The organism is Pantoea sp. SOD02 (assembly GCF_024707505.1).
Lineage (GTDB): Bacteria > Pseudomonadota > Gammaproteobacteria > Enterobacterales > Enterobacteriaceae > Pantoea > Pantoea symbiotica.
This window is the reverse complement of record NZ_CP102604.1, coordinates 290,059-312,666: the sequence shown is the minus strand read 5'-3', so window position 1 is coordinate 312,666 and position 22,608 is coordinate 290,059. Positions and strand designations below refer to the sequence as shown.

The window sequence follows — 22,608 nt, the reverse complement described above, 5'->3', positions numbered from 1 at the left end:
GGCGGACATTTCGTCCAGAAAAGGGAGAAAAAATGCTTTGGTCTTTCCTTGCCGTACTTTTTTCCGGCTGGCTCTACGTCGATGCTTCATACCGCGGTCCGCAATGGCAACGCTGGCTATTTAAACCTGTCACCTTGCTGTTGCTCGTTGCCTGGGCGTGGCAAGCTCCAACCTTCAACACCACCGATTATTTGATTCTGGCCGGTCTGGTCGCCACGCTGGTGGGTGACGCGTTAATGCTGTTGCCGCGTCAACAAATGCTTTATGCGCTGGGCGCGTTCTTCCTGTCGCATCTGCTATACACCATCAGTTTTGCCGCGCACATGACCATGAGTTTCTTCTGGCCGATTCCTCTCACCTTCCTGATTATTGGTGTGATTGTTATCGGGATTCTGTGGACCAAGCTGGAAGATCTGCGCTGGCCGATCTGCACCTTAATCGGCATGACGCTGGTGATGAACTGGATGGCGGCGGAGAACTACTTCTTCCGTCCAACTGACTTCAGCTTCTCGCTGCTGGTTGGTGCCGCGTTACTGCTATTAGCCAATATTGTCTGGTTTATCTCGCATTATCGCCGCCGTTTCAGCGCCGATAGCGCCATCGTTGCCGCCTGCTACTTCGCCGGTCACTTCATGATTGCGCGTTCACTGTGGCTCTACTGAAGATAACCTCACCTTCCGCTTGACTCTGGAGTCCACTCCAGAGTGTAGCATTAGGGCGCGGGCATCAGCCCGCCCCTGATTCCGGAGGTTATATGCATCAACATGCTCACCCTTGCCGCTGTGGCAAATCTCACCGTCAGCCGCAGCCGCTGTGCTCAATTCGCAGCATAAAACCCGCAACATTAAAAATCTCCGCGGCGCAGCCCGTCACGCCAGACAGCGATTGCGGCTACTGTGACAGCGACAGCGGATCGCCCGGCGGCGAAAGCGACGCCGAAAGCGACAGGCCCGCCCTCACCTCACACCAATACCGCTGGCAGATTGCGGGCATGGATTGCCCCAGCTGCGCGCGCAAAATTGAAACTGCCGTGCAACGGGTACCGCAGGTACAACAAGCTCGCGTGATTTTTGCCAGTGAAAAACTGGTAGTCGATGCCGACCAGGATATCCGCGCCACCATCGAGCAAGTGGTGAAAAATGCTGGCTTCACGCTGAGCGCCAGCGATTCCTCATCGCCTCCACAACCTGAAAGCCGCTGGCAGGAAAACGCCGGTTTGCTGCTGCTTGGCGCACTGATGCTCAGCAGCTGGCTGCTGAGCCAGTTTTCGCCGCTTTGGGGCGATCGCCTGTTTATCGCCACCACGTTGATTGGTTTAGCACCGATTGCCCGCAGCGCGTGGAAACTGCTGCGAAGCGGTTCGCCGTTCAGCATTGAGATGTTGATGACCATTGCCGCCGCCGGTGCGCTGGTGATTGGTGCGCACGCCGAAGCCGCGATGGTGCTGCTGCTGTTCCAACTGGGAGAACGCCTCGAAGCTTACGCGGCGGCACGCGCGCGCAAAGGCGTGACGGCGTTGATGGCGCTGCGCCCGGATACCGCAACGCGTATTAACGGGAATGTGCGCGAACAGGTCGCACTTGAGGCGCTGCAACCCGGCGATGTGATTGAGGTAGCGGCCGGCGGGCGTTTACCCGCCGATGGCGAACTGCTGCAGGCCAGCGCCAGCTTTGATGAAAGTGCGCTAACTGGCGAATCGCTGCCGGTGGCGCGTGAGCCTGGCGAACAGATCATGGCCGGTGCCACCAGTCTTGATCGTCTGGTGACGTTGAAAGTCATTTCCCAGCCCGGCCAAAGTGCCATTGACCGCATTCTGCAACTGATTGAGGAAGCCGAAACCCATCGTGCGCCGGTTGAGCGTTTTATCGATCGCTTCAGCCGCATTTATACGCCCGCCATAATGCTGCTGGCGCTGCTGGTGATGGTGCTGCCGCCGCTGCTCGGCTTTGGCGAATGGTTGCCGTGGATTTATAAAGGGCTAACGCTGCTATTGATTGGTTGCCCGTGTGCGCTGGTGATCTCCACGCCTGCCGCCATCACCTCCGGCCTGGCCGCTGCCGCCCGTCAGGGCGCGCTGATCAAAGGCGGCGCGGCGCTGGAGCGTCTCAGTCGCGTGAGTATGATGGCGTTCGACAAAACCGGCACGCTGACCGCCGGTAAACCGCAGATCAGCCACATCCAGCCCTTTGGCGGGATGGCGGAAGACAATCTGCTGAGTATCGCTGCCGCCGTTGAACAAGGTTCCACCCATCCGCTGGCGCGAGCGATTGTCAGCGAAGCCGAACGTCGCGCGCTCACCATTCCGCACGCTGCACAGCAGCAAACGCTGGCCGGCAGCGGCATTCGTGCCGCGATCGCAGGCGTAACCTATCAGCTGCTCGCGCCGCGCGAAGTCGGCCATCTCGATGACGCACAGCAACAGCAGATTGCTGAATTGGAAGCGCAGGGCCAAACCGTGGTGCTGCTGTTACAAGAACAGCAGGTGCTGGGCGCGTTAGCGTTGCAGGACCAGCTACGTAGCGAAGCGATCAGCGCGCTGGCTGAGCTGCAGCAGCTTGGTGTGAATATCGTGATGCTGACCGGCGACAATCCACGCGCGGCCGCCGCCATTGCGGCTGAACTCAACATCGATTATCGCGCGGGTTTGCTACCCGCTGATAAAGTTGAAGCGATAAGAACGCTGGGCGCACAGCAATCACTGGCGATGGTTGGTGATGGCATTAACGATGCGCCCGCCATGAAAGCCGCCACCATTGGCATTGCGATGGGCAGCGGCACCGATGTGGCGCTGGAAGCGGCGGATGTGGCATTAACGCAAAACCAGCTGGCGATTCTACCGCGCACAATTGTGCTGGCACGGCGCACGCGCGCCATCATTCGTCAGAACGTGGCGCTGGCGTTGGGATTAAAGGCGATTTTTCTGGTCACCACGCTGCTCGGCTTCACCGGTTTGTGGCTGGCGGTCTTAGCGGATTCTGGTGCCACCGCACTGGTGACTGCCAACGCGCTGCGCTTGCTGCGTCAGCGTTAAGCGCCTTTTTTAATCAGAAACTGGTACGGCAGGCTTTCGGTCTGCTGTGCCAGCAACTCATGCTCCATAAAGCGGCAGAAACCGGGGATATCGCGCGTGGTGGCGGGATCGTCAGCAATGATCAGCAAGGTTTCACCGGCCTGCATGCTGCGCACAGTTTTACGCACCATCATTACCGGCTCCGGGCAGCGCAGGCCAAGGGCATCAAGCTGATGGTCTGGCGCAGAAAAGGGATCGCTCATGATTCTCTGTCAGTTGTTAGTGATGGGCGCTCATTCTAGCGCGCGAATGAGCCAACGCAAGGCGATAACGATTGCGTTAAAATTAACCATTGCATAAATTGCGCAACGCGTTAAGATGCCGCCGATTTTTTATTTACCATCGTGCCAACGCGCGAACCTGGGTTCCCTCACCCCATCACTAAAAAGGCTTACAATGATCAACTTCTCTGCACGTCAGCGCATGCATGCGCTGTTTTGGCTATCGCTTTTCCATCTGCTGGTGATCACGTCCAGTAACTATCTGGTACAGCTGCCGGTTTCCATCTTCGGCTTCCACACCACATGGGGCGCGTTTAGCTTTCCGTTTATTTTCCTCGCTACCGATCTGACCGTGCGCATCTTTGGCGCGCCGCTGGCTCGTCGCATTATTCTGGCGGTGATGATTCCTGCGCTGGTGATCTCCTACATCGTTTCCTGCGTGTTCTATCAGGGCGAATGGCAAGGTTGGGCATCACTGGAAGAGGTAAATCTGTTTGTTGCGCGTATCGCCTGCGCCAGCTTTATGGCTTATGCGCTGGGACAGATTCTCGACGTCCACGTTTTTAACCGTTTGCGCCGTTTATCGCAGTGGTGGATTGCCCCAGCGGCAGCGATGTTCCTCGGTAATATCAGCGATACGCTGGCCTTCTTTTTCATCGCCTTCTACAAGAGTCCAGACCCGTTTATGGCGGCACATTGGGTCGAAATCGCACTGGTGGATTACAGCTTCAAAGTGCTGATCTGCATGATCTTCTTCCTCCCAGCTTACGGCGTGCTGTTGAATGCCATGCTGAAGCGCTTAGCCGAACGTTCCGCGCAGCAGCAGATCAATTTCGGTTAATTGCATATAGACGAAACGCCACCACACGCTAAGATTTCCTGACACTCCGGCGGTTGCTTTTAACCGCCGATTCCGTTTTGATAACGCCTGACTGGAATCATGTAAAAGGGAAAAGAATGCGTAACGTAGTGAAATATGTGGGTATTGGCCTGTTGGTTATCGGCCTGGCGGCATGTGACCAGAAGAAAGATGATGCGGCAGCAAACAGCAACGGTGCGAGCGCCAGCCAGTCGGCCCAGACGGTTAACCTGATGGACGGCAAACTGAGCTTCTCACTGCCTGCGGGCATGTCTGACAAGAGCGGCAAGCTCGGCTCTGAATCCACCAACATGCACGTCTATGCCGACGAAACCGGTCAGCGCGCGATTATCGTGATTGCGGGCGATCCAACTAACGAAGCGCTTGATGCGCTGGCACAGCGTCTGGAACAGCAGCAGCGCGGTCGCGACCCACAGTTGCAGGTGGTGTCTAACAAAGCGGTAACGCTGAAAGACCAGCCGGCACAGCAGCTGGATACAGTGATTTCTGCCAACAATCAGACCTCATGGTCTTCGGTGATTCTGGCAAAAGTGGACGGCAAACTGCTGACGCTGCAGATTACCTTGCCAGCGGATAACCAGCAGCAAGCGCAGAGCGATGCTGATGGCATCGTCAAAAGCATCACATTGAAGTAAGCCTTAAAACGGTCGCCATGAATGGCGACCCTACAAATGGCTCAATGCGGTTTTCGTAGGGTCGCCATTCATGGCGACCTGGTTTGCAATCCCCGCCTTACAGTCTCACTGGCGAAATGTGCCAGATCTCATCCGCATACTCTTGAATGGTGCGGTCCGACGAGAAATAACCCATATTGGCGATATTCAACGCCGCGCTGCGTTGCCACTTATCCGGCTGACGATAAAGCTTGTCCACCTTGTCCTGTGTATCCACATAGCTACGGTAATCCGCCAGCAGCTGATAGTGATCGCCGAAGTTCACCAGCGCATCAAACAGATTACGGTAGCGCCCTGGCTCCTGCGGGCTGAACACGCCGCTGGCAATTTGCGTCAGCGCCTGATGCAGCTCGGGATCGTCCTCGTAATACTTACGCGGGTTGTAACCGTCGGTGCGCAGCTTCTCGACCTGCGGCGTGGTGTTGCCGAAGATAAAGATATTCTCCTTGCCGACATGCTCCAGCATCTCAACGTTTGCGCCATCCAGCGTGCCGATAGTTAACGCGCCGTTCAGCGCAAACTTCATGTTACTGGTGCCAGACGCTTCAGTTCCCGCCGTTGAAATCTGCTCGGAGAGATCCGCCGCCGGAATGATGATCTGCGCCAGGCTCACGCCATAGTTCGGAATGAACACCACCTTCAGCTTGTTCTTCACCTGCGGATCGTTGTTGATCACATTGGCGACATCGTTGATCAGGTGAATGATGTGTTTTGCCACGTAATAGGCCGATGCCGCTTTACCGGCGAAGATATTGACGCGCGGCACCCATTCGGCGCTGGGATCGGCCTTGATGCGGTTGTAGCGCGTAATCACATGCAGCACGTTCAGCAGCTGACGTTTGTATTCGTGGATGCGCTTAATCTGCACATCGAACAGCGCATGCGGATCAAGCACGATATCCATGTTCTTCGCCACCCAATCCGCCAGGCGTTTCTTGTTGGCGAACTTGGCATCGGCGATCTGTTCGATAAAGGCCGGATAATCGACCTGCGTGGACAGTTCGTTGAGCTGGCCGAGATCGGTTCGCCAGTTGCGGCCAATCGCCTCATCCAGCACGTCGGAGAGCGCCGGATTGGCCAGCGCCAGCCAGCGACGTGGCGTCACGCCGTTGGTTTTATTGCAGAAACGGCCAGGGAACAGACGCGCGAAGTCAGCGAACAGCGATTGCACCATCAAGTTGGAGTGCAGCTCCGACACGCCGTTTACCTTGTGGCTCACCACTACCGCCAGCCACGCCATGCGGATGCGGCGGCCATCGTTTTCGTCGATGATTGAGATACGCGACATCAAATCCCAATCATCTGGATAGTATTCCTGGATAGTTTTGAGGAAGTAGTCGTTGATTTCAAAGATGATGCTGAGATGACGCGGCAGGATCTTGCCGATCATATCCACCGGCCAGGTTTCCAGCGCTTCGGTCATCAGCGTGTGGTTGGTGTAGGAGAACACCTGACAGGTCACTTCAAAGGCATCGTCCCAGCTGAATTTCTGCTCGTCGATCAGCAGACGCATCAGTTCCGGAATTGCCAGCACCGGATGCGTATCGTTAAGGTGGATGGCAATTTTGTCTGGCAGATTGTCCCAGGTTTCATGCATCTGCCAGTGACGGTTAAGAATATCCTGCACCGTCGAGGAGACGAGGAAATACTCCTGACGCAGACGCAGCTCGCGCCCCGAATAGGTGGAGTCATCGGGATAGAGCACGCGTGACACGTTTTCCGAGTGATTTTTATCTTCTACCGCAGCAAAGTAATCGCCCTGATTGAACTTACCGAGATTAATTTCGTTACTGGCCTGCGCGCCCCACAGACGCAGCGTGTTGGTGGCATCGGTATCAAAACCGGGAATGATTTGATCGTAAGCCATCGCCACGATCTCCTCGGTTTCCACCCAGCGTACCCGCGCGCCTTCGTGCTGCAAGCGGCCACCGAAGCGCACTTTGTAGCGCGTGTTAAAGCGCTGAAACTCCCACGGATTGCCGTATTCCAGCCAGTAATCCGGCGATTCGCGCTGTTGCCCATCAACGATGTTCTGCTTAAACATGCCGTAATCGTAACGGATGCCGTAGCCGCGCCCCGGCAAACCGAGCGTGGCGAGCGAATCGAGGAAGCAGGCCGCTAAACGTCCCAAACCGCCGTTGCCGAGGCCTGGATCGTTCTCCTCTTCCATCAGCTCGCTAAGGTCGAGGCCCATCTCCTCCAGCGCCTGATTGAGATCCTCATAAATGCCCATCGCCAGCAACGCGTTGCCGAGCGTGCGCCCCATCAGGAATTCCATCGACAGATAATAAACCTGTCGCACATCCTGCGAGAGCTGCGCGCGGCTGGAGCGCAACCAGCGTTCCACCATGCGATCACGCACCGCCAGCAAAGCGGCGTTAAGCCACTCATGCTTATTCGCAATCGATGGATCTTTACCAATAGTAAACATCAGCTTATAGGCGATTGAGTGCTTCAGCGCATCAACCGTCAGCGTGGGTGAGGCATAGGTGAAAGGTGCATTCATATCAAGTATCCCAATCTCTCATTACAGCAAACGTTGATAAAGATCGCGGTAGGCTTGTGCTGCCACCTGCCAACTAAAATCCATCCCCATCGCCTGCCGCTGAACGTAGCGCCAGAGTGCAGGACGAGACCACAGAACAAATGCGCGCCGAATCGCCCGCAGCAGCGACCAGGCATTACTGTCTTCAAAAGTGAAACCGCTGGCGACGCCATCCGCCAGGTTCTCAAGCGAGCTGTCTTGCACCGTATCCGCCAGTCCGCCAGTGCGGCGCACCAGCGGCAGCGTGCCATATTTCAAACCGTACAGCTGAGTTAAGCCGCACGGCTCAAAACGGCTCGGCACCATAATCACATCCGCGCCGCCGACAATGCGATGCGAGAAGGCTTCGTGATAACCAATCTGCACGCCAACGCGGCCCGGATGCTCCGCCGCCGCCGCAAGGAAACCTTGCTGCAACTCGGCATCGCCCTGGCCGAGCAGCACCAGTTGTCCGCCCTGCGCCAGCAAACCCGGCAGCGCTTCCAGCACCAGATCCAAACCTTTCTGTTTGGTCAGACGGCTGATAACGCAGAACACCGGCGCTTTATCATCCACCTTCAGGCCCATGGCAATCTGAAGCTGGCGCTTGTTCTCCGCTTTGCTCTCCAGCGTTTCGCTGTCGTAGCGCGCGGTGAGCAGCAGATCGTGCGCCGGGTCCCAAATGCCCGGATCGACGCCGTTCAAAATCCCGCTCAGCCGCCCTTCACGCAGTCGCTGCTCGAGCAGCGCTTCCATGCCGTAACCAAATTCCGGTCGGGTGATCTCCAGCGCGTAAGTCGGGCTGACCGCCGTAATATGATCGGCATAAAACAGGCCCGCCTTGAGGTAGGAAATTTGCCCGAAGAACTCCAGTCCATGCATGTCGAAGAAGGCGCGCGGAATCTGGATCTCATCCAGATGACGCGCAGAAAACAGCCCTTGATACGCCAGGTTATGCACGGTAAATACCGTTTTCGCCGGACGACCGCGCGCGGCGATATAGGCGCAGGTTAAGCCTGCATGCCAGTCATGCGCGTGCACGATGTCTGGCTGCCAATCCGTATCTAACCCGCTGGCAATCTCGGCGCCCATCCAGCCCAGCAGCGCAAAACGCAGATAGTTATCCACGTAAGCAAACTGCGAGGTATCGTGATACGGGCTGCCGGGACGTTCATACAATCCCGGCGCATCGATTAAATAAATACCAACGCCGTTAAAATGTCCAAAAAGTAAGCGTACCGGCCCAGCAAAAGTTTGCAACTCCGCCAGGACCTCAGTATCAGGAATTCCTTTACGCAGATCCGGATAGGCGGGAATCAACACCCGCGCATCCGTACCATCGGCTATTTGCGCCTGTGGTAATGCACCGACGACATCAGCCAGTCCGCCGGTTTTCAACAGCGGGAAAAGCTCTGAACAGACATGTAAAACCTGCATCCTGAACCCCTATTATGTGACCGCTCGCGTTCCCCGCGGCGATTGCCTGTGTGCTTGTTCGTGACCTAGTTCCCTGCTGCGCCAGCCAATTTGGCCAGCATGGCGCGCGTCACCAGTACGATGCCCTCTTCTGAACGGTAGAAACGACGGCTGTCTTCATCGGGGTTTTCGCCAATGACCATGCCTTCTGGCAGCTCGCAGGCGCGATCGATCACGCAGCGACGCAGACGACACGATCGGCCAACCACCACATCAGGCAGCAGCACTGCGGAATCAATGTTGCAAAACGAGTTGATGCGAATGCGCGGGAACAGCACCGAATTCACCACCACCGAACCGGAGATGATGCAGCCGCCCGAAACCAGCGAATTCATCGTCATGCCGTGGCTGCCGGATCGATCCTGAACAAATTTCGCCGGCGGCAGCGGCTCCATGTGGGTGCGAATCGGCCAGCTGTGATCGTACATATCCAGCTCGGGCGTGACCGACGCCAAATCGAGATTGGCGCGCCAGTAAGCTTCCAGCGTCCCGACGTCGCGCCAGTACGGCTCGGCGTTTTCGTCAACCTGCACGCAGGAGAGCGTGAAGGAGTGCGCATACGCCTCACCGCTAGCGACGATTTTCGGCAGCAGATCTTTGCCGAAATCGTGGCTGGAGTCGGCCACTTGCAGATCCTCTTCCAGCAGCTGATATAGGTAATCGGCGTTGAACACGTAAATGCCCATGCTGGCCAACGCTCGGCTGTCGTCACCCGGCATTGACGGCGGCTTCGGCGGTTTTTCGACAAAATCGACCACGTTGTTTTCCGCATCCACCGCCATCACCCCAAACGCCGTGGCTTCAGCCAATGGCACCGGCAAGCAGGCGATGGTGCATTTCGCGCCGCGATCGACGTGATCCAGCAACATGCGCGAGTAATCCATTTTGTAGATGTGATCCCCGGCGAGTATCACGATGTACTGCGCGTTGTAGCGGCGAATAATGTCGAGGTTTTGCGTCACCGCATCGGCCGTGCCGCGATACCAGTGTTCGGTAGCGGCACGCTGCTGCGCCGGCAGCAGATCGACAAACTCGTTCATCTCTTCGTTGAACAGCGACCAGCCGCGCTGGATGTGCTGCACCAGCGTATGTGACTGATATTGGGTGATCACGCCGATGCGCCGAATGCCCGAGTTGATGCAGTTGGACAGCGCAAAGTCGATGATGCGGAACTTGCCACCGAAGTGCACGGCAGGTTTGGCGCGTTTCGCGGTGAGATCTTTCAGGCGCGTACCGCGCCCGCCAGCAAGGATCAGGGCAACCGTTTGTGTAGGGAGCTGGCGCGCCAGCATCAGATGATCTGTTCTATCTAATTTCACCATGTCTGACTCCTTATGATTGCTTTAGGAACACACACACACCGTGTGCGGGACCGTGCCAGACAGTTGTCAGGATGGGGTTATCTTCCCCGGCGAAAGGAGGAATGGCACGCCACTCTCCGTCTGGTAAGGCGATATCACTCACCGATTCCGTGGCGTTTATTGTTATTAACCAGCGGCCGGAGAGCAGGATCTGCATTCTGTGCGTCCCCTGTTCCCACTGCTCGGCTTCCAGTGGTGTGCCGCTGGCATTGCACCACTGCACGCTGCCATCGCCCTCCTGCCACCAGCGATCCTGCGTCAACGCGGGAATGCGCTGGCGCAGGCGGATTAACGCAGCAGTGAAGTCGACCAGGCCAAAATCATCCTGTTGCCAGTTCAACCAGGTCAGCGGATTGTCCTGGCAATAGGCGTTGTTGTTACCGTGCTGGCTGTGACCGCGTTCGTCACCCGCCAGCAACATTGGCGTGCCCTGCGCCAGCAGCAGCGTGGTCAGCAATCCATGAACACTACGCCGCCGCCGTTCAACAATATCGAAATTGACCTGCAGTCCCTCTTTGCCGTGGTTATGGCTGAAGTTGCTGCTGCTGCCGTCGCGATTGTCTTCGCCGTTGGCCTGATTGTGTTTGTTGTTGAAGCTCACCACATCGCGCAGCGTGAAGCCGTCGTGAGCGGTGATCAGATTGATGCTGGCGTGCGGCAGACGCGCCTCACGCTGGAAAACGTCGCTGGATGCGGCAAAACGGCGGGCAAAATCGCCATTATTCAGTTGACCATGCAGCCAGTAACGGCGCGCCGCATCGCGAAAATGGTCGTTCCACTCGGCGAAGTCCGGCGGAAAGTTGCCGACCTGATAGCCGCCGGGACCGATGTCCCACGGCTCGGCAATCAGCTTCACCTGCGACAGCAATGGACAGGCTTTGATGGCGGCAAACAGCGGCGCATCCTGATGAAATTCCGGCGTGCGACCCAACACGCTGGCGAGGTCAAAGCGGAAACCATCAACATGGCAAACGCGCACCCAGTAGCGCAGTGCTTCCAGCGCCCACGCCATCACCTGCGGATGGCTGAGGTTCAGCGTGTTGCCGCAGCCGGTCCAGTTTTGGTATTCGCCGTTGCCATCCAGCCAGTAATAGCTGGCGTTATCCACGCCGCGCAGCGAAATCGTTGGCCCGATCTCTTCCAGCTCGGCGGTGTGGTTGAATACCACATCGAGAATCACTTCGATGCCCGCCGCGTGCAGCGCTTTGACCGCATGCTGAAACTCCTGCAGCGGCGATAAACCGTTTTCGCCCGAAGCGTAACGCGCATCCACCGCCCACAAGGCAAACGGGTTGTAGCCCCAGTAATTACTCAACCCTAAGCGGCGCAGGCGCGGCTCGCTGGTGAACTGAGCAATCGGCAACAGCTCAAGCGCGGTGATGCCGAGATGGCGCAGGTACTTCACCATAGCAGGATGACCCAGCGCCGCATAAGTGCCACGCAGCCTTTCCGGAATTTCCGGATGCTGCTGGGTTAAGCCGCGCACATGCGCTTCATAAATCACCGTATTGCCCCACGGCGTGCGCGGCGTGCGATCGCCTTCCCAGTCAAAATCTTCGGCGATCACCAGCGATTTCGGCACGATGGCAGCGTTATCCACACCGTCCGGCTCACGTTCGCCGCCGTTGAAACGCGCGTCGTCCGCCACTTCATCCGTTACCGCCTTGGCACAGGGATCGACCAAAAGCTTGGCGGGATTGAAGCGATGTCCCTGCTGCGGTGCCCACGGGCCGTGTACGCGATAGCCATAACGCTGGCCGGGCTTCAGCGCAGGGAAATAGCCGTGCCAGATATCACCGCTGCGCGCGGGCAGCGCGAAACGGCGCTCAGCACCGTGCGCGTCGAACAGGCAGAGTTCGACGCGTTCGGCATGCTGGGAGAACAGCGTGAAATTAACGCCGTGCCCATCATAGTGCGCACCTAACGGTTCCGGCTGCCCCTGCTCCAGCATCAGTCGCTCTCCCGCACCAGCCAAAGGGTTGCCAGCGGCGGTAAGGTCAAACTCAGCGACTGCGGCCGACCGTGGCTTTCAATCTCATCGGTGTGCACTACGCCGTGGTTGCGCGTGTCACTGCCGTGATAATCGTGCTGATCGGTATTCATGATCTCGCGCCAGCCGCCACGCTGATTGACGCCAAAGCGATAGTGCGGACGCGCTACCGGCGTAAAGTTGCTGACCACGATGATTTCATTGCCCTCGCGATCGCGGCGCACAAACACAAATACCGAATTTTCATGGTCATCGACCACCAGCCACTCAAAACCTTGCCCATCAAAATCAAGCTGATGCAGCGGCGCAAAATGGCGATAGGTGTGGTTGAGATCGCGCACCAGACGATGCACGCCGTTATGCCAGTTATCCTCACCTTCCAGCAAATGCCAGTCGAGGCTGGCATCGTGGTTCCACTCGCGTCCCTGGGCAAACTCGTTGCCCATAAACTGCAGCTTCTTACCGGGGAAGCCCCACATCCAGCCGTAATAGGCGCGCAGGTTGGCGAACTTTTGCCAGGCATCGCCTGGCATGCGATCGAGGATCGAACGCTTGCCGTGCACCACTTCGTCGTGCGAAAGCGGCAGCACAAAGTTTTCGGTGTAGTTGTAGAGCATGCCGAAGGTCATCAGCTGATGATGGTAGCGACGATGCACCGGATCGAGTTTCATGTAATCCAGCGTGTCGTGCATCCAGCCCAGATTCCATTTAAACCAGAAACCGAGGCCGCCATCTTCCGAAGGACGTGTGACGCCAGGATAATCGGTAGACTCTTCAGCCACCGTGACGCTGCCGGGCGCGGCGCGACCCAGAATGCGGTTGGTATGACGCAGGAAGGAAATCGCTTCGAGGTTTTCGCGTCCACCAAAGTGGTTTGGCACCCATTCGCCTTCGGCGCGGCTGTAGTCGCGGTAGATCATTGACGCCACCGCATCGACGCGCAGCCCATCAATGCCAAAGCGCTCCATCCAGTACAAGGCGTTGCCGGAGAGATAATTGCTGACTTCACGGCGACCAAAGTTGTAGATCAGCGTGTTCCAGTCCTGATGAAAACCTTCGCGCGGATCGCTGTGTTCGTAGAGTTCAGTGCCATCGAACTTCGCCAGGCCGAAATCATCACTTGGGAAGTGGCCAGGCACCCAATCGAGCAGCACGTTAATGCCGGCATCATGCGCGGCGGCAATAAAGTGGCGGAACTCATCGCGCGTCCCGAAACGGCGCGTCGGCGCATACATGCCGAGCGGTTGATAGCCCCAACTGCCGTCAAACGGATGTTCGTTAATCGGCATCAGTTCGATGTGGGTGAAGCCCATCTCTTTGACGTAGGGAATGAGCTGCTCCGCCAGCTCTTTGTAGCTGAGCCAGAAGTTATTATCGGTATGACGTCGCCATGAACCGAGGTGCACTTCATAGATTGAAATCGGTTGGTCAAAGGCATTGGCGGCTTTGCGCCGTGGCTGCATCTCGGTTTTTGGCGGCAGCCCGCAGATCATCGAGGCGGTTTGTGGACGCATTTGCGCTTCAAAGGCGAAGGGATCGGCTTTGATGCGCATCTGACCGGAATTATCCACGATTTCAAACTTATACAGCTGGCCATTCACCGCGCCCGGCACGAACAGTTCCCAGACGCCGAGTTCACGGCGGAAACGCATCGGATGACGTCGGCCATCCCAGAAGTTGAACTCGCCTACCACCGATACGCGACGCGCGTTAGGCGCCCAAACGGCAAAGCGCGTGCCGTGCACGCCATCAATGGTGGTGCCATGTGCGCCAAGGGTTTCGTACGGACGCAGATGGGTGCCTTCGCCCAATAACCATGCATCCATCTCCTCGAGCAGCGGGCCGAAGCGATAGGCATCGTCAATCAGGTTTTGCTGGCCATGCCAATTCACCGCCAGCTGATAGCCAAACAGATTTTTACGGCGCGGAATCACGCCACAGAAGAAACCGCGTGAGTCGATGCAGGTTAGCTGGGCGCATTTGCGTCCAGTATTGGTTTCAATTACCCAAACATCGGAGGCATCGGGCAGTAGCGCACGCACTTCAAGGCCTTGGGCAGTTTGGTGCATTCCCAGTAGTGAAAAGGGATCGGCATAATTCCCGGCAAAAAGGGCATTGATCGCCTGGCGATCGGGAAGCTCTGACATGACTTTCTTCCTATGATTTTGCGCAGGCGACCAGAGTCGGCAGGATTATCGCCTCGGGTGCGCTGCTTTTCATTGAGCCATAGGTACACCGCGAGGACACAACCGTCCGTGGGAAAGATCATCACCGTGTACAACAACCATTTAGTTCGAAAAAACGAAAACAGTTAACAACCGGCACATCTCTGTTAAATCATAGCTTGAGGCTGGCAGAAGCCAGGGAGGATCGTGAAAAATTCTTATCGGGCGAGCAAAAAGGGGAAGCGGATCACTTGTCAGGCGCAATTTGGATGAATTTTTGCAGCCTGGATAACTAAAAAAAGGCCGGGAAACCCCGGCCTGTCTGGTTTGCCGCTGCGCTTAGTCGATCAGCAGACGCAGCATGCGACGCAGCGGTTCAGCTGCACCCCACAGTAACTGATCGCCCACGGTGAAGGCGGAAAGGTATTCCGGTCCCATGTTCAGTTTGCGCAGGCGGCCCACTGGCGTAGTTAAGGTGCCAGTGACGGCGGCTGGCGTCAGTTCGCGCATGGTGATTTCGCGATCGTTTGGTACCACTTTTACCCACTCGTTATGTGAAGCCAGCAGCTGTTCGATTTCGCTCAGCGGCAGATCTTTCTTCAGCTTCAGGGTGAATGCCTGGCTGTGGCAGCGCAGCGCACCAACGCGCACGCACAGGCCATCAACCGGAATCACATTGCTGGTGCGCAGAATTTTGTTGGTTTCCGCCTGGCCTTTCCACTCTTCGCGGCTTTGGCCGTTATCCAGCTGCTTGTCGATCCACGGAATCAGGCTGCCCGCCAGCGGCACGCCGAAGTTGTCGGTTGGTAAGGTGCCAGAACGGGTGAAATCGGTCACGCTGCGTTCGATATCCAGAATCGCCGACGCCGGATCCTGCAGCGATTTCGCCACGTGATCGTGCAGCATGCCCATTTGTGTCAGCAGTTCACGCATGTGACGTGCGCCGCCGCCCGATGCCGCCTGATAAGTGGCAACCGACGCCCACTCAACCAGATCGTTGGCAAACAGGCCGCCCAGCGACATCAGCATCAGGCTGACGGTGCAGTTACCGCCAACAAAGGTTTTGATGCCATTGTCGAGGCCCTGACGAATCACGTTATGGTTAACCGGATCGAGAATGATGATGGCGTCATCTTTCATGCGCAGCGTGGAAGCCGCATCAATCCAGTAACCCTGCCAGCCGCTTTCACGCAGCTTAGGATAGACTTCACTGGTGTAATCACCGCCCTGGCAGGTGATAATAATATCCAGCGCCTTCAGCGCCTCGATATCAAAAGCATCCTGCAACGCACCGGTCGACTTACCGCCGAATGTCGGTGCCGCCTGACCAAGCTGTGACGTAGAGAAGAAGACCGGATTGATGGCATCAAAATCACGTTCTTCGCTCATGCGTGACATCAGCACTGAGCCGACCATGCCACGCCAACCAATAAAACCTACATTCTTCATTTTCTGTCCGTCTCGGGTGCTCTCGAAAGAGGCCGTGTGGTGCGAGGAAAAGACTGGCCGGATAATCGTGCCAGTCTGCGTAATAATCAGGTTTACCTATGACCGTCAACTCTACAAAATGCAGCACTTCTGGCAAGTGAATTAATTCGATTGCGTTAACTTTTTCAGCAGTACAACTAATAATGGCTAACCCAACATGACTGAAATGATATCCGCGACCATATTGCTGCTGTTGATTATGGACCCGCTGGGCAACCTGCCGATCTTTATGTCGGTATTGAAGCATCTGGAACCCAAACGCCGCCGCGTGGTGCTGATGCGTGAAATGCTGATCGCGTTGATTCTGATGCTGCTGTTTTTATTTGCCGGTGAACGCATTCTGGCGTTTCTCAATCTGCGCACCGAAACCGTGTCGATCTCCGGCGGCATCATTCTGTTCCTGATCGCCATTCGCATGATTTTCCCTTCGGAGGAGAGCAGCTCCAGCGGCTTACCCGCCGGGGAAGAGCCATTTCTCGTGCCGCTGGCGATCCCGCTGGTGGCCGGTCCGTCACTGCTGGCGACGCTGATGCTGTTGTCGCATCAATATCCCAACCAAATGACGCATCTGGTCGGCGCGCTGCTGATCGCGTGGGGCGTGACGGTGGTGATTTTGCTGATGTCGGGGCTGTTTTTACGCCTGCTGGGCGACAAAGGCGTTAACGCGCTGGAGCGCCTGATGGGATTGATTTTGATTATGCTGGCGACGCAGATGTTTCTGGATGGGATTCGTACGTATCTGAAGTTGTAACAGCAGATAGGTGCGTTTTGTAGGGTCGCCATTCATGGCGACCGCTGTTTACGGAAACCGCAATTACTTCTGCTTCTTGTCGATCGGTTTACCCGACCAGTAACCGGCCAGCAGCGAACCTGACAGGTTGTGCCACACCGAGAACAGCGCGCCCGGCAGTGCAGCCAACGGCGAGAAGTAGAGTTTGCCCAGCGTGGCCGCCAGACCTGAGTTCTGCATACCCACTTCCAGCGCCAGCGTGCGGCAGGTCGATTCATCGAAGCCAAACAGCTTGCCACCCCAATAACCGCCCAGCAGACCAATCGCGTTGTGCAGGATCACCGCCACAATCACCATCAAGCCGACAGAACCGATAAAGCCCTGGCTGCCTGCTACCACCGCACTGATGATCAGCAGAATACACACCATCGAAAACGCCGGCAGATACGGCTCAACGCGGCGCACCACGCTGTTCATTGAGTGATGGATAATCAGGCCGAGGCTAATCGGAATCACCACGATTTTCACGATGCTGAGCAGCATGCCGACCACATCCACCTGAATGTGCGTATCGACGTAGAAGCGTGTCAGCAGCGGCGTGGCGAAAACCCCCACCAGCGCCGACACGGATGAGATGGTCACCGACAACGCTACATCGCCCTTCGCCAGATAAATCATCACGTTAGAAGCGGTACCGCTCGCCACGCTGCCGACCAGAATCATGCCTGCTGCCAGATCAGGTGGCATCTGGAATAGCTTTGCCAGACCCCACGCGGCCAGCGGCATCACCAGATAGTGCAGGAAGGTACCGGCGATCACCGGCGCCGGACGCACCAGCACACGTTTGAAATCATCGATATTTAGCGTCACGCCCATGCCGAACATAATCAGCATCAGCAGATAGGTCACCCACGGCCCAATGCCGAGAAAGGTGGTAGGTGAATAATAAGCAGCGACCGAGAGCAGCACGGCCCAAAGTGGGAACAGGCGGGTAAGTTTGCCGAGCATAACCAGACTTCCTTAGGAATTTTTTTATATTGCCACAGATGAAATGTCGCGCAGGGAACGACCACAGCGACGGACGCGGGATCATAACATTTCATTATCTTGACGTAAGGCGGGAAGTCGCTTGCGGAGGAAAATGCGGATCGGCTGCTGCCGATCCGCAGAAATACGGCGAAGTTACTCTGCTTTTTCCAGTACAAAGCGGTAGATCGCACCACCAATCGCGGCACCGATAATCGGTAACAACCAGAACATCCACAGCTGTTCCAATGCCCAGCCACCCTGGAAGATCGCCACACCGGTACTGCGCGCCGGGTTAACCGAGGTGTTGGTCACAGGAATGCTCACCAGATGGATCAGCGTCAGCGCCAGGCCGATAGCAATCGGCGCGAAACCGGCCGGAGCACGTTTATCGGTCGCGCCCATGATCACAATCAGGAACACCGCGGTCAGCACCAGCTCAGAGATCATGCCCGCCTGCAGGCTAAAGCCGCCCGGCGAATGCTCACCGTAACCGTTCGACGCGAAGCCGCTGGCCGCTGCATCGAAACCGGCTTTACCGCTGGCGATCAGATACAGCACGCCAGCCGCCGCAATCGCACCAACCAGCTGCGCGATGATGTAAGGCACAACCTGCGCTGCCGGGAAACGTCCGCCAACTGTCAGGCCGATGGTGACCGCCGGGTTAAAATGGCCACCTGAAATGTGGCCGACGGCAAATGCCATCACCAACACCGTCAAACCAAATGCCAGCGCGACACCAGCGAAGCCAATGCCCAATTGTGGAAATGCCGCAGCCAAAACCGCGCTACCGCAACCGCCCAAAACCAGCACAAAGGTGCCGAGAGTTTCAGCCACTAGTCTTTTCATATCTATTCCCTCAAATAATTTAATGTTTTAGCGGCGGGATTATCGTTTTTGGCGATTAAAGCGCAACCACTGAATGAGAGATTAGTGTGATTTATAGGCAATTCCAGCGAAAACAAGACGTATCTCGCTGGTTATAATGGGCTTCTTCAGAAATGTCTGGCTCGGAAGAGAGGTTGCCGCTAGGCTTAAATGATTGTTTAGATAAATTAATAAATAAAAAAGCCGGACCATGTCCGGCTTGATTTATATCGCTAAAAATTTGCCTTAAGAACCAAAAAGATTCTTGTGCAGCGCGCGTACCACTTCTTCCGCGTCTGGGGTTGGAACCAGGAAGCAAAGGTTATAACTGCTGGCACCGTAGCAAATCATGCGCAGGTTGAACGGCTCAAGTGCGCCGAACACTTCTTTACCCACGCCGCAGGCTTTTGACAGGTTGTTGCCGATGATCGCCACCAGCGCCAGGTTCTCTTCCACTTCAACACGGCACAGTGAAGAGAGCTCGGTCAACAGCGCCTGAGTCAGCAAGCTGTCGCCAGTGGTGGTAGAACCGGTGCTGTCCAGCGTCAGCGCCACACTCACTTCTGAGGTGGTCACCAGATCGACGGAGATGCTGTGGCGCGCCAGGATGTTAAACACCTCAGCAAGGAAGCCGTGTGCATGCAGCATATTCAGGCTGTGCAACGTTACCAGCGTCTGCTTACGACGCAGCGCCAGCGCACGGAACAGCGGTGGATTTTTGGTTTCATTGCAGACGCGCGTACCGCCCGCCGCCGGATCTTTGCTCGAACCGACAAATACCGGGATATCGCTGCGTACGGCTGGCAGCAGAGTTGCTGGATGCAGCACTTTGGCACCAAAGATCGCCATTTCCGCCGCTTCTTCAAAGGTAATTTCTTCGATGCGTTTAGCGGTGGACACCACGCGCGGATCGGTGGTGTAGATACCGGCCACATCGGTCCAGATATCGATACGTGCAGCCTGCAGCGCTTCGCCCAGCAGCGCAGCGGTATAGTCGCTGCCGCCCCGACCGAGCGTGGTAGTGCGGCCTTTGATTTCGCTACCGATAAAGCCCTGCGTCACCACCAGCGCTTCCGCAATACGCGGCTGCAGCTGCGTTGCGGCCAGCTCTTTCAGCGTCGCCACTTCCGGTTCTGCACGACCAAAACGATCGCTGGTGCGCATCACTTTACGCACGTCAAACCATTCGCTGTTGACCTGACGCTCGCGCAGAATCTCCACGAACAGCAGCGTCGACATTAGCTCACCGTGGCTCACCAGCTCGTCAGTCAGCGCATGTGAGGTCGCCAGCGAGGTGGCTTCAGACAGCATGGTGATGTTTTCAAGCATGCGATCAATCTCTTCGCGGATCACATCCGGCGATTGCAGACGATCGATGATGGCGTATTGAATACGGCGGATTTCATCCAGCAGGTAAGCGCGCTGCGCTTGTTCCTGGCCTTCAGCAAGGGAAACCAGCAGATTGGTGACGCCAGCGGAGGCAGAGAGCACCACTAAACGCGTATTGGCATCCGACAGCACAACATCTGCGCTGCGGTTCATAGCATCAAAATCGGCAACGCTGGTGCCGCCAAATTTAGCCACGATAAGAGTTTGGGACATATTACGAACCCCGTGTCAGGTTATCTTTCTTCCGTTTTGGGGCGGAAGACATAGTAGCAGCCTAGGCACAAGAGAAGAGCAGAATTGGGCAGACAAGATCAGTAGTAGACAAGTCACCAAAAGCGCTTCACCTTGCGAACCGTCCGACTGTGGACGATTCTGGTGACAACCCAGAGGATTCAGCCCCTGCAGCCGACAGTGCAACACCCCGCGTGTTGCCCCACCTCGGCGTCACACCCCCTGATGTGTTATCTGCGGATACGGATCCTCAAACACACTGCCTGGGCGACGCGCCTCTTCTGGCTTACACCCGGAGGTGTAAGTAGCGCGCATAAATTACTGATTATTTTCCCCCCTGTCCATCCCTGCACTTTGAGGATTTCTCACTTTTACACTTCGGTAAACGCATCGTTGAACAAACGCGCCCGCCAACCGCGGCCTAAAGTAGTGTCCGAATCAGACAAAAGCGGCTTTTTTCTGATGCGGCACAGGGAATTCTCCTGGCGCAGCACCGACAATCGCTGCCGGATTTACCTGAAACAGTGCGGCCACGGTCACAAATTTTTTCCCTTCATTGGTAACTGTGGTCATACTCTTCCCCGTGCAAGAGTGCTATGGATGCCGGGCCAGCAGGATGCCCCGGATGGAATGACGGTTCTTATTTCAACTAGAGTGTTGCCATGAAAAATATCAATCCGACACAAACCGCTGCCTGGAAAACGCTGCAGCAGCATTTTGAACAGATGAAATCGGTGCAAATCGCCGACCTGTTTGCGCAAGATGCCGATCGTTTTGCGAAATTCTCTGCCACTTTCGATGACCAGATGCTGGTGGATTTCTCAAAAAACCGCATCACCGAGGAAACCCTCGAAAAATTACAGGCGCTGGCTAAAGAGACCGATCTGGCAGGCGCCATCAAATCGATGTTCTCTGGCGAGAAGATCAACCGCACCGAAGAGCGCGCAGTACTGCACGTTGCGCTGCGTAACCGCAGCAACACGCCAATTGTGGTGGACGGCAAAGATGTGATGCCGGAAGTCAACGCGGTGCTGGCGAAGATGAAAGGCTTCTCTGAACGCATCATCAGCGGCGACTGGAAAGGCTATACCGGTAAAGCCATCACCGACGTGGTGAACATTGGTATTGGTGGTTCAGACCTCGGCCCATTCATGGTGACCGAAGCGCTGCGTCCGTACAAAAACCACCTCAACATGCACTTTGTTTCTAACGTCGATGGCACGCACATCGCCGAAACGCTGAAAGATCTCAGCCCGGAAACCACGCTGTTCCTCGTGGCATCAAAAACCTTCACCACCCAAGAAACCATGACCAACGCCCACAGCGCGCGTGACTGGTTCCTGAAAACCGCCGGCGATCAGCAGCACGTGGCGAAACACTTCGCTGCGCTGTCGACCAACGGTAAAGCGGTGGGTGAATTCGGTATCGATACCGACAACATGTTCGAGTTCTGGGATTGGGTTGGCGGCCGCTATTCACTGTGGTCGGCGATCGGCTTGTCGATCATTCTCTCCATCGGCTTTGAGAACTTTGAGCAGCTGTTGAGCGGCGCGCATGCGATGGATAAGCACTTCGCCAACACGCCTGCCGAGCAGAACCTGCCGGTGCTGCTGGCGCTGATCGGTATCTGGTACAACAACTTCTTTGGTGCCGAAACCGAAGCGATTCTGCCGTACGACCAGTACATGCATCGCTTTGCTGCTTACTTCCAGCAGGGCAACATGGAATCCAACGGTAAATACGTTGACCGTGAAGGCAATCCGGTGGATTACCAGACCGGCCCAATCATCTGGGGTGAGCCAGGCACCAACGGCCAGCACGCGTTCTACCAGCTGATTCATCAGGGCACCAAACTGATTCCATGCGACTTCATCGCACCGGCGCTGAGCCACAACGTGCTGACCGATCACCATCCGAAGCTGCTGTCGAACTTCTTTGCGCAGACCGAAGCGCTGGCATTTGGTAAGTCACGCGATGTAGTAGAGAAAGAGTTTACCGATGCCGGTAAATCTGCCGAATCTGTCGCGCACATCGTGCCGTTTAAGGTGTTCGAAGGTAATCGTCCAACCAACTCCATCCTGCTGCGTGAAATCACCCCGTTCAGCCTCGGTTCACTGATTGCGCTGTATGAGCACAAGATCTTCACTCAGGGCGCGATTCTCAACATCTTCACCTTTGACCAATGGGGCGTTGAGTTGGGTAAACAGCTGGCAAACCGTATTCTGCCAGAGCTGGAAAATGACGCTGAAATTAGCAGCCACGATAGCTCCACCAATGGCTTAATTAATCGCTATAAATCCTGGCGTTAATTTCCCGGCTAATTTGCAGAAGGCGGCGTAATTGCCGCCTTTTTTATGTCAACCAGGTCATCTCACTCGCAATATTATTATTTACCGCATTAAACAGGGTTAGAAAATTCTTAAAATGGCGTAAGGAAATTCGTAATTCACCTCAATCTGACGCAGCTTACTCCGCTTTAAAATGGACCTAATTAAACCCAACATTAAGTTTATCCA

At 56.1% G+C, this 22,608-nt stretch carries 17 protein-coding genes and 1 riboswitch; of the genes, 6 read left to right on the top strand and 11 right to left on the bottom strand.

Annotation, left to right across the window (positions count from 1 at the left end):
• Positions 1-32: 32 nt before the first annotated feature.
• Positions 33-662: a lysoplasmalogenase gene (locus NR302_RS01365; RefSeq protein WP_154194833.1), complete on the top strand. Its 630-nt coding sequence runs from the start codon at positions 33-35 to the stop codon at positions 660-662.
• Positions 663-754: 92 nt separating this feature from the next.
• Positions 755-3,031, top strand: coding sequence for a zinc/cadmium/mercury/lead-transporting ATPase (locus tag NR302_RS01360; protein ID WP_258144353.1), 2,277 nt, complete (start codon positions 755-757; stop codon positions 3,029-3,031).
• On the opposite strand, the gene tusA is transcribed toward NR302_RS01360, so the two are convergent.
• Positions 3,028-3,273 carry a sulfurtransferase TusA gene (gene tusA, locus NR302_RS01355; RefSeq protein WP_036649974.1) on the bottom strand — a complete coding sequence of 82 codons (246 nt, stop codon included), beginning with the start codon at positions 3,271-3,273 and terminating at the stop codon, positions 3,028-3,030. The genes NR302_RS01360 and tusA overlap by 4 nt on opposite strands.
• A gap of 193 nt (positions 3,274-3,466) precedes the next feature.
• On the opposite strand from tusA, the gene NR302_RS01350 reads away from it, so the two are divergent.
• Positions 3,467-4,132 carry a 7-cyano-7-deazaguanine/7-aminomethyl-7-deazaguanine transporter gene (locus NR302_RS01350; protein ID WP_008109874.1) on the top strand — a complete coding sequence of 222 codons (666 nt, stop codon included), beginning with the start codon at positions 3,467-3,469 and terminating at the stop codon, positions 4,130-4,132.
• A 116-nt stretch (positions 4,133-4,248) separates the two neighbouring features.
• Positions 4,249-4,806, top strand: a complete 558-nt coding sequence (locus tag NR302_RS01345) for a DcrB family lipoprotein (RefSeq protein ID WP_061718408.1) — start codon at positions 4,249-4,251, stop codon at positions 4,804-4,806.
• 97 nt (positions 4,807-4,903) lie between these two features.
• Here the strand turns inward: NR302_RS01345 and glgP are convergent, their stop codons facing one another.
• From glgP to asd, 6 genes are all read right to left on the bottom strand, one after another.
• Entirely contained in the window at positions 4,904-7,351 is a 2,448-nt protein-coding gene (glgP, locus tag NR302_RS01340) for a glycogen phosphorylase (RefSeq protein ID WP_061718409.1), read from the bottom strand.
• A 21-nt stretch (positions 7,352-7,372) separates the two neighbouring features.
• On the bottom strand, positions 7,373-8,806 hold the full coding sequence (glgA, locus tag NR302_RS01335) for a glycogen synthase GlgA (protein WP_008109867.1): 1,434 nt from the start codon (positions 8,804-8,806) through the stop codon (positions 7,373-7,375).
• Between the two features lie 65 nt (positions 8,807-8,871).
• Positions 8,872-10,167 (bottom strand): glucose-1-phosphate adenylyltransferase, encoded by a 1,296-nt coding sequence (glgC, locus tag NR302_RS01330; protein WP_008109866.1) that lies wholly within the window; start codon positions 10,165-10,167, stop codon positions 8,872-8,874.
• A 10-nt stretch (positions 10,168-10,177) separates the two neighbouring features.
• Positions 10,178-12,157, bottom strand: coding sequence for a glycogen debranching protein GlgX (glgX, locus tag NR302_RS01325; RefSeq protein ID WP_258144351.1), 1,980 nt, complete (start codon positions 12,155-12,157; stop codon positions 10,178-10,180).
• Complete coding sequence (gene glgB, locus NR302_RS01320) at positions 12,157-14,343, bottom strand: 1,4-alpha-glucan branching enzyme (RefSeq protein WP_258144350.1); 2,187 nt, start codon at positions 14,341-14,343, stop codon at positions 12,157-12,159. The genes glgX and glgB overlap by 1 nt, the downstream gene beginning before the upstream one ends.
• Positions 14,344-14,700: 357 nt before the next feature.
• Positions 14,701-15,810: an aspartate-semialdehyde dehydrogenase gene (gene asd, locus NR302_RS01315; protein WP_258144349.1), complete on the bottom strand. Its 1,110-nt coding sequence runs from the start codon at positions 15,808-15,810 to the stop codon at positions 14,701-14,703.
• 196 nt (positions 15,811-16,006) lie between these two features.
• On the opposite strand from asd, the gene NR302_RS01310 reads away from it, so the two are divergent.
• Positions 16,007-16,600 carry a YhgN family NAAT transporter gene (locus NR302_RS01310; protein ID WP_008109858.1) on the top strand — a complete coding sequence of 198 codons (594 nt, stop codon included), beginning with the start codon at positions 16,007-16,009 and terminating at the stop codon, positions 16,598-16,600.
• A 63-nt stretch (positions 16,601-16,663) separates the two neighbouring features.
• On the opposite strand, the gene panS is transcribed toward NR302_RS01310, so the two are convergent.
• From panS to NR302_RS01290, 4 genes are all read right to left on the bottom strand, one after another.
• Entirely contained in the window at positions 16,664-17,587 is a 924-nt protein-coding gene (gene panS, locus NR302_RS01305) for a ketopantoate/pantoate/pantothenate transporter PanS (RefSeq protein ID WP_008109856.1), read from the bottom strand.
• Positions 17,588-17,761: 174 nt separating this feature from the next.
• Positions 17,762-18,454, bottom strand: coding sequence for an aquaporin Z (aqpZ, locus tag NR302_RS01300; RefSeq protein ID WP_008109855.1), 693 nt, complete (start codon positions 18,452-18,454; stop codon positions 17,762-17,764).
• Positions 18,455-18,718: 264 nt separating this feature from the next.
• Entirely contained in the window at positions 18,719-20,074 is a 1,356-nt protein-coding gene (gene lysC / locus NR302_RS01295; RefSeq protein WP_008109853.1) for a lysine-sensitive aspartokinase 3, read from the bottom strand.
• Between the two features lie 112 nt (positions 20,075-20,186).
• A riboswitch (Lysine riboswitch) is annotated at positions 20,187-20,381 on the bottom strand.
• 149 nt (positions 20,382-20,530) lie between these two features.
• Complete coding sequence (locus NR302_RS01290) at positions 20,531-20,665, bottom strand: hypothetical protein (protein WP_256698111.1); 135 nt, start codon at positions 20,663-20,665, stop codon at positions 20,531-20,533.
• An 89-nt stretch (positions 20,666-20,754) separates the two neighbouring features.
• Here NR302_RS01290 and pgi point away from each other — a divergent pair, with 89 nt between their 5' ends.
• Positions 20,755-22,401, top strand: a complete 1,647-nt coding sequence (gene pgi, locus NR302_RS01285) for a glucose-6-phosphate isomerase (protein WP_258144347.1) — start codon at positions 20,755-20,757, stop codon at positions 22,399-22,401.
• Positions 22,402-22,608 lie beyond the last annotated feature (207 nt).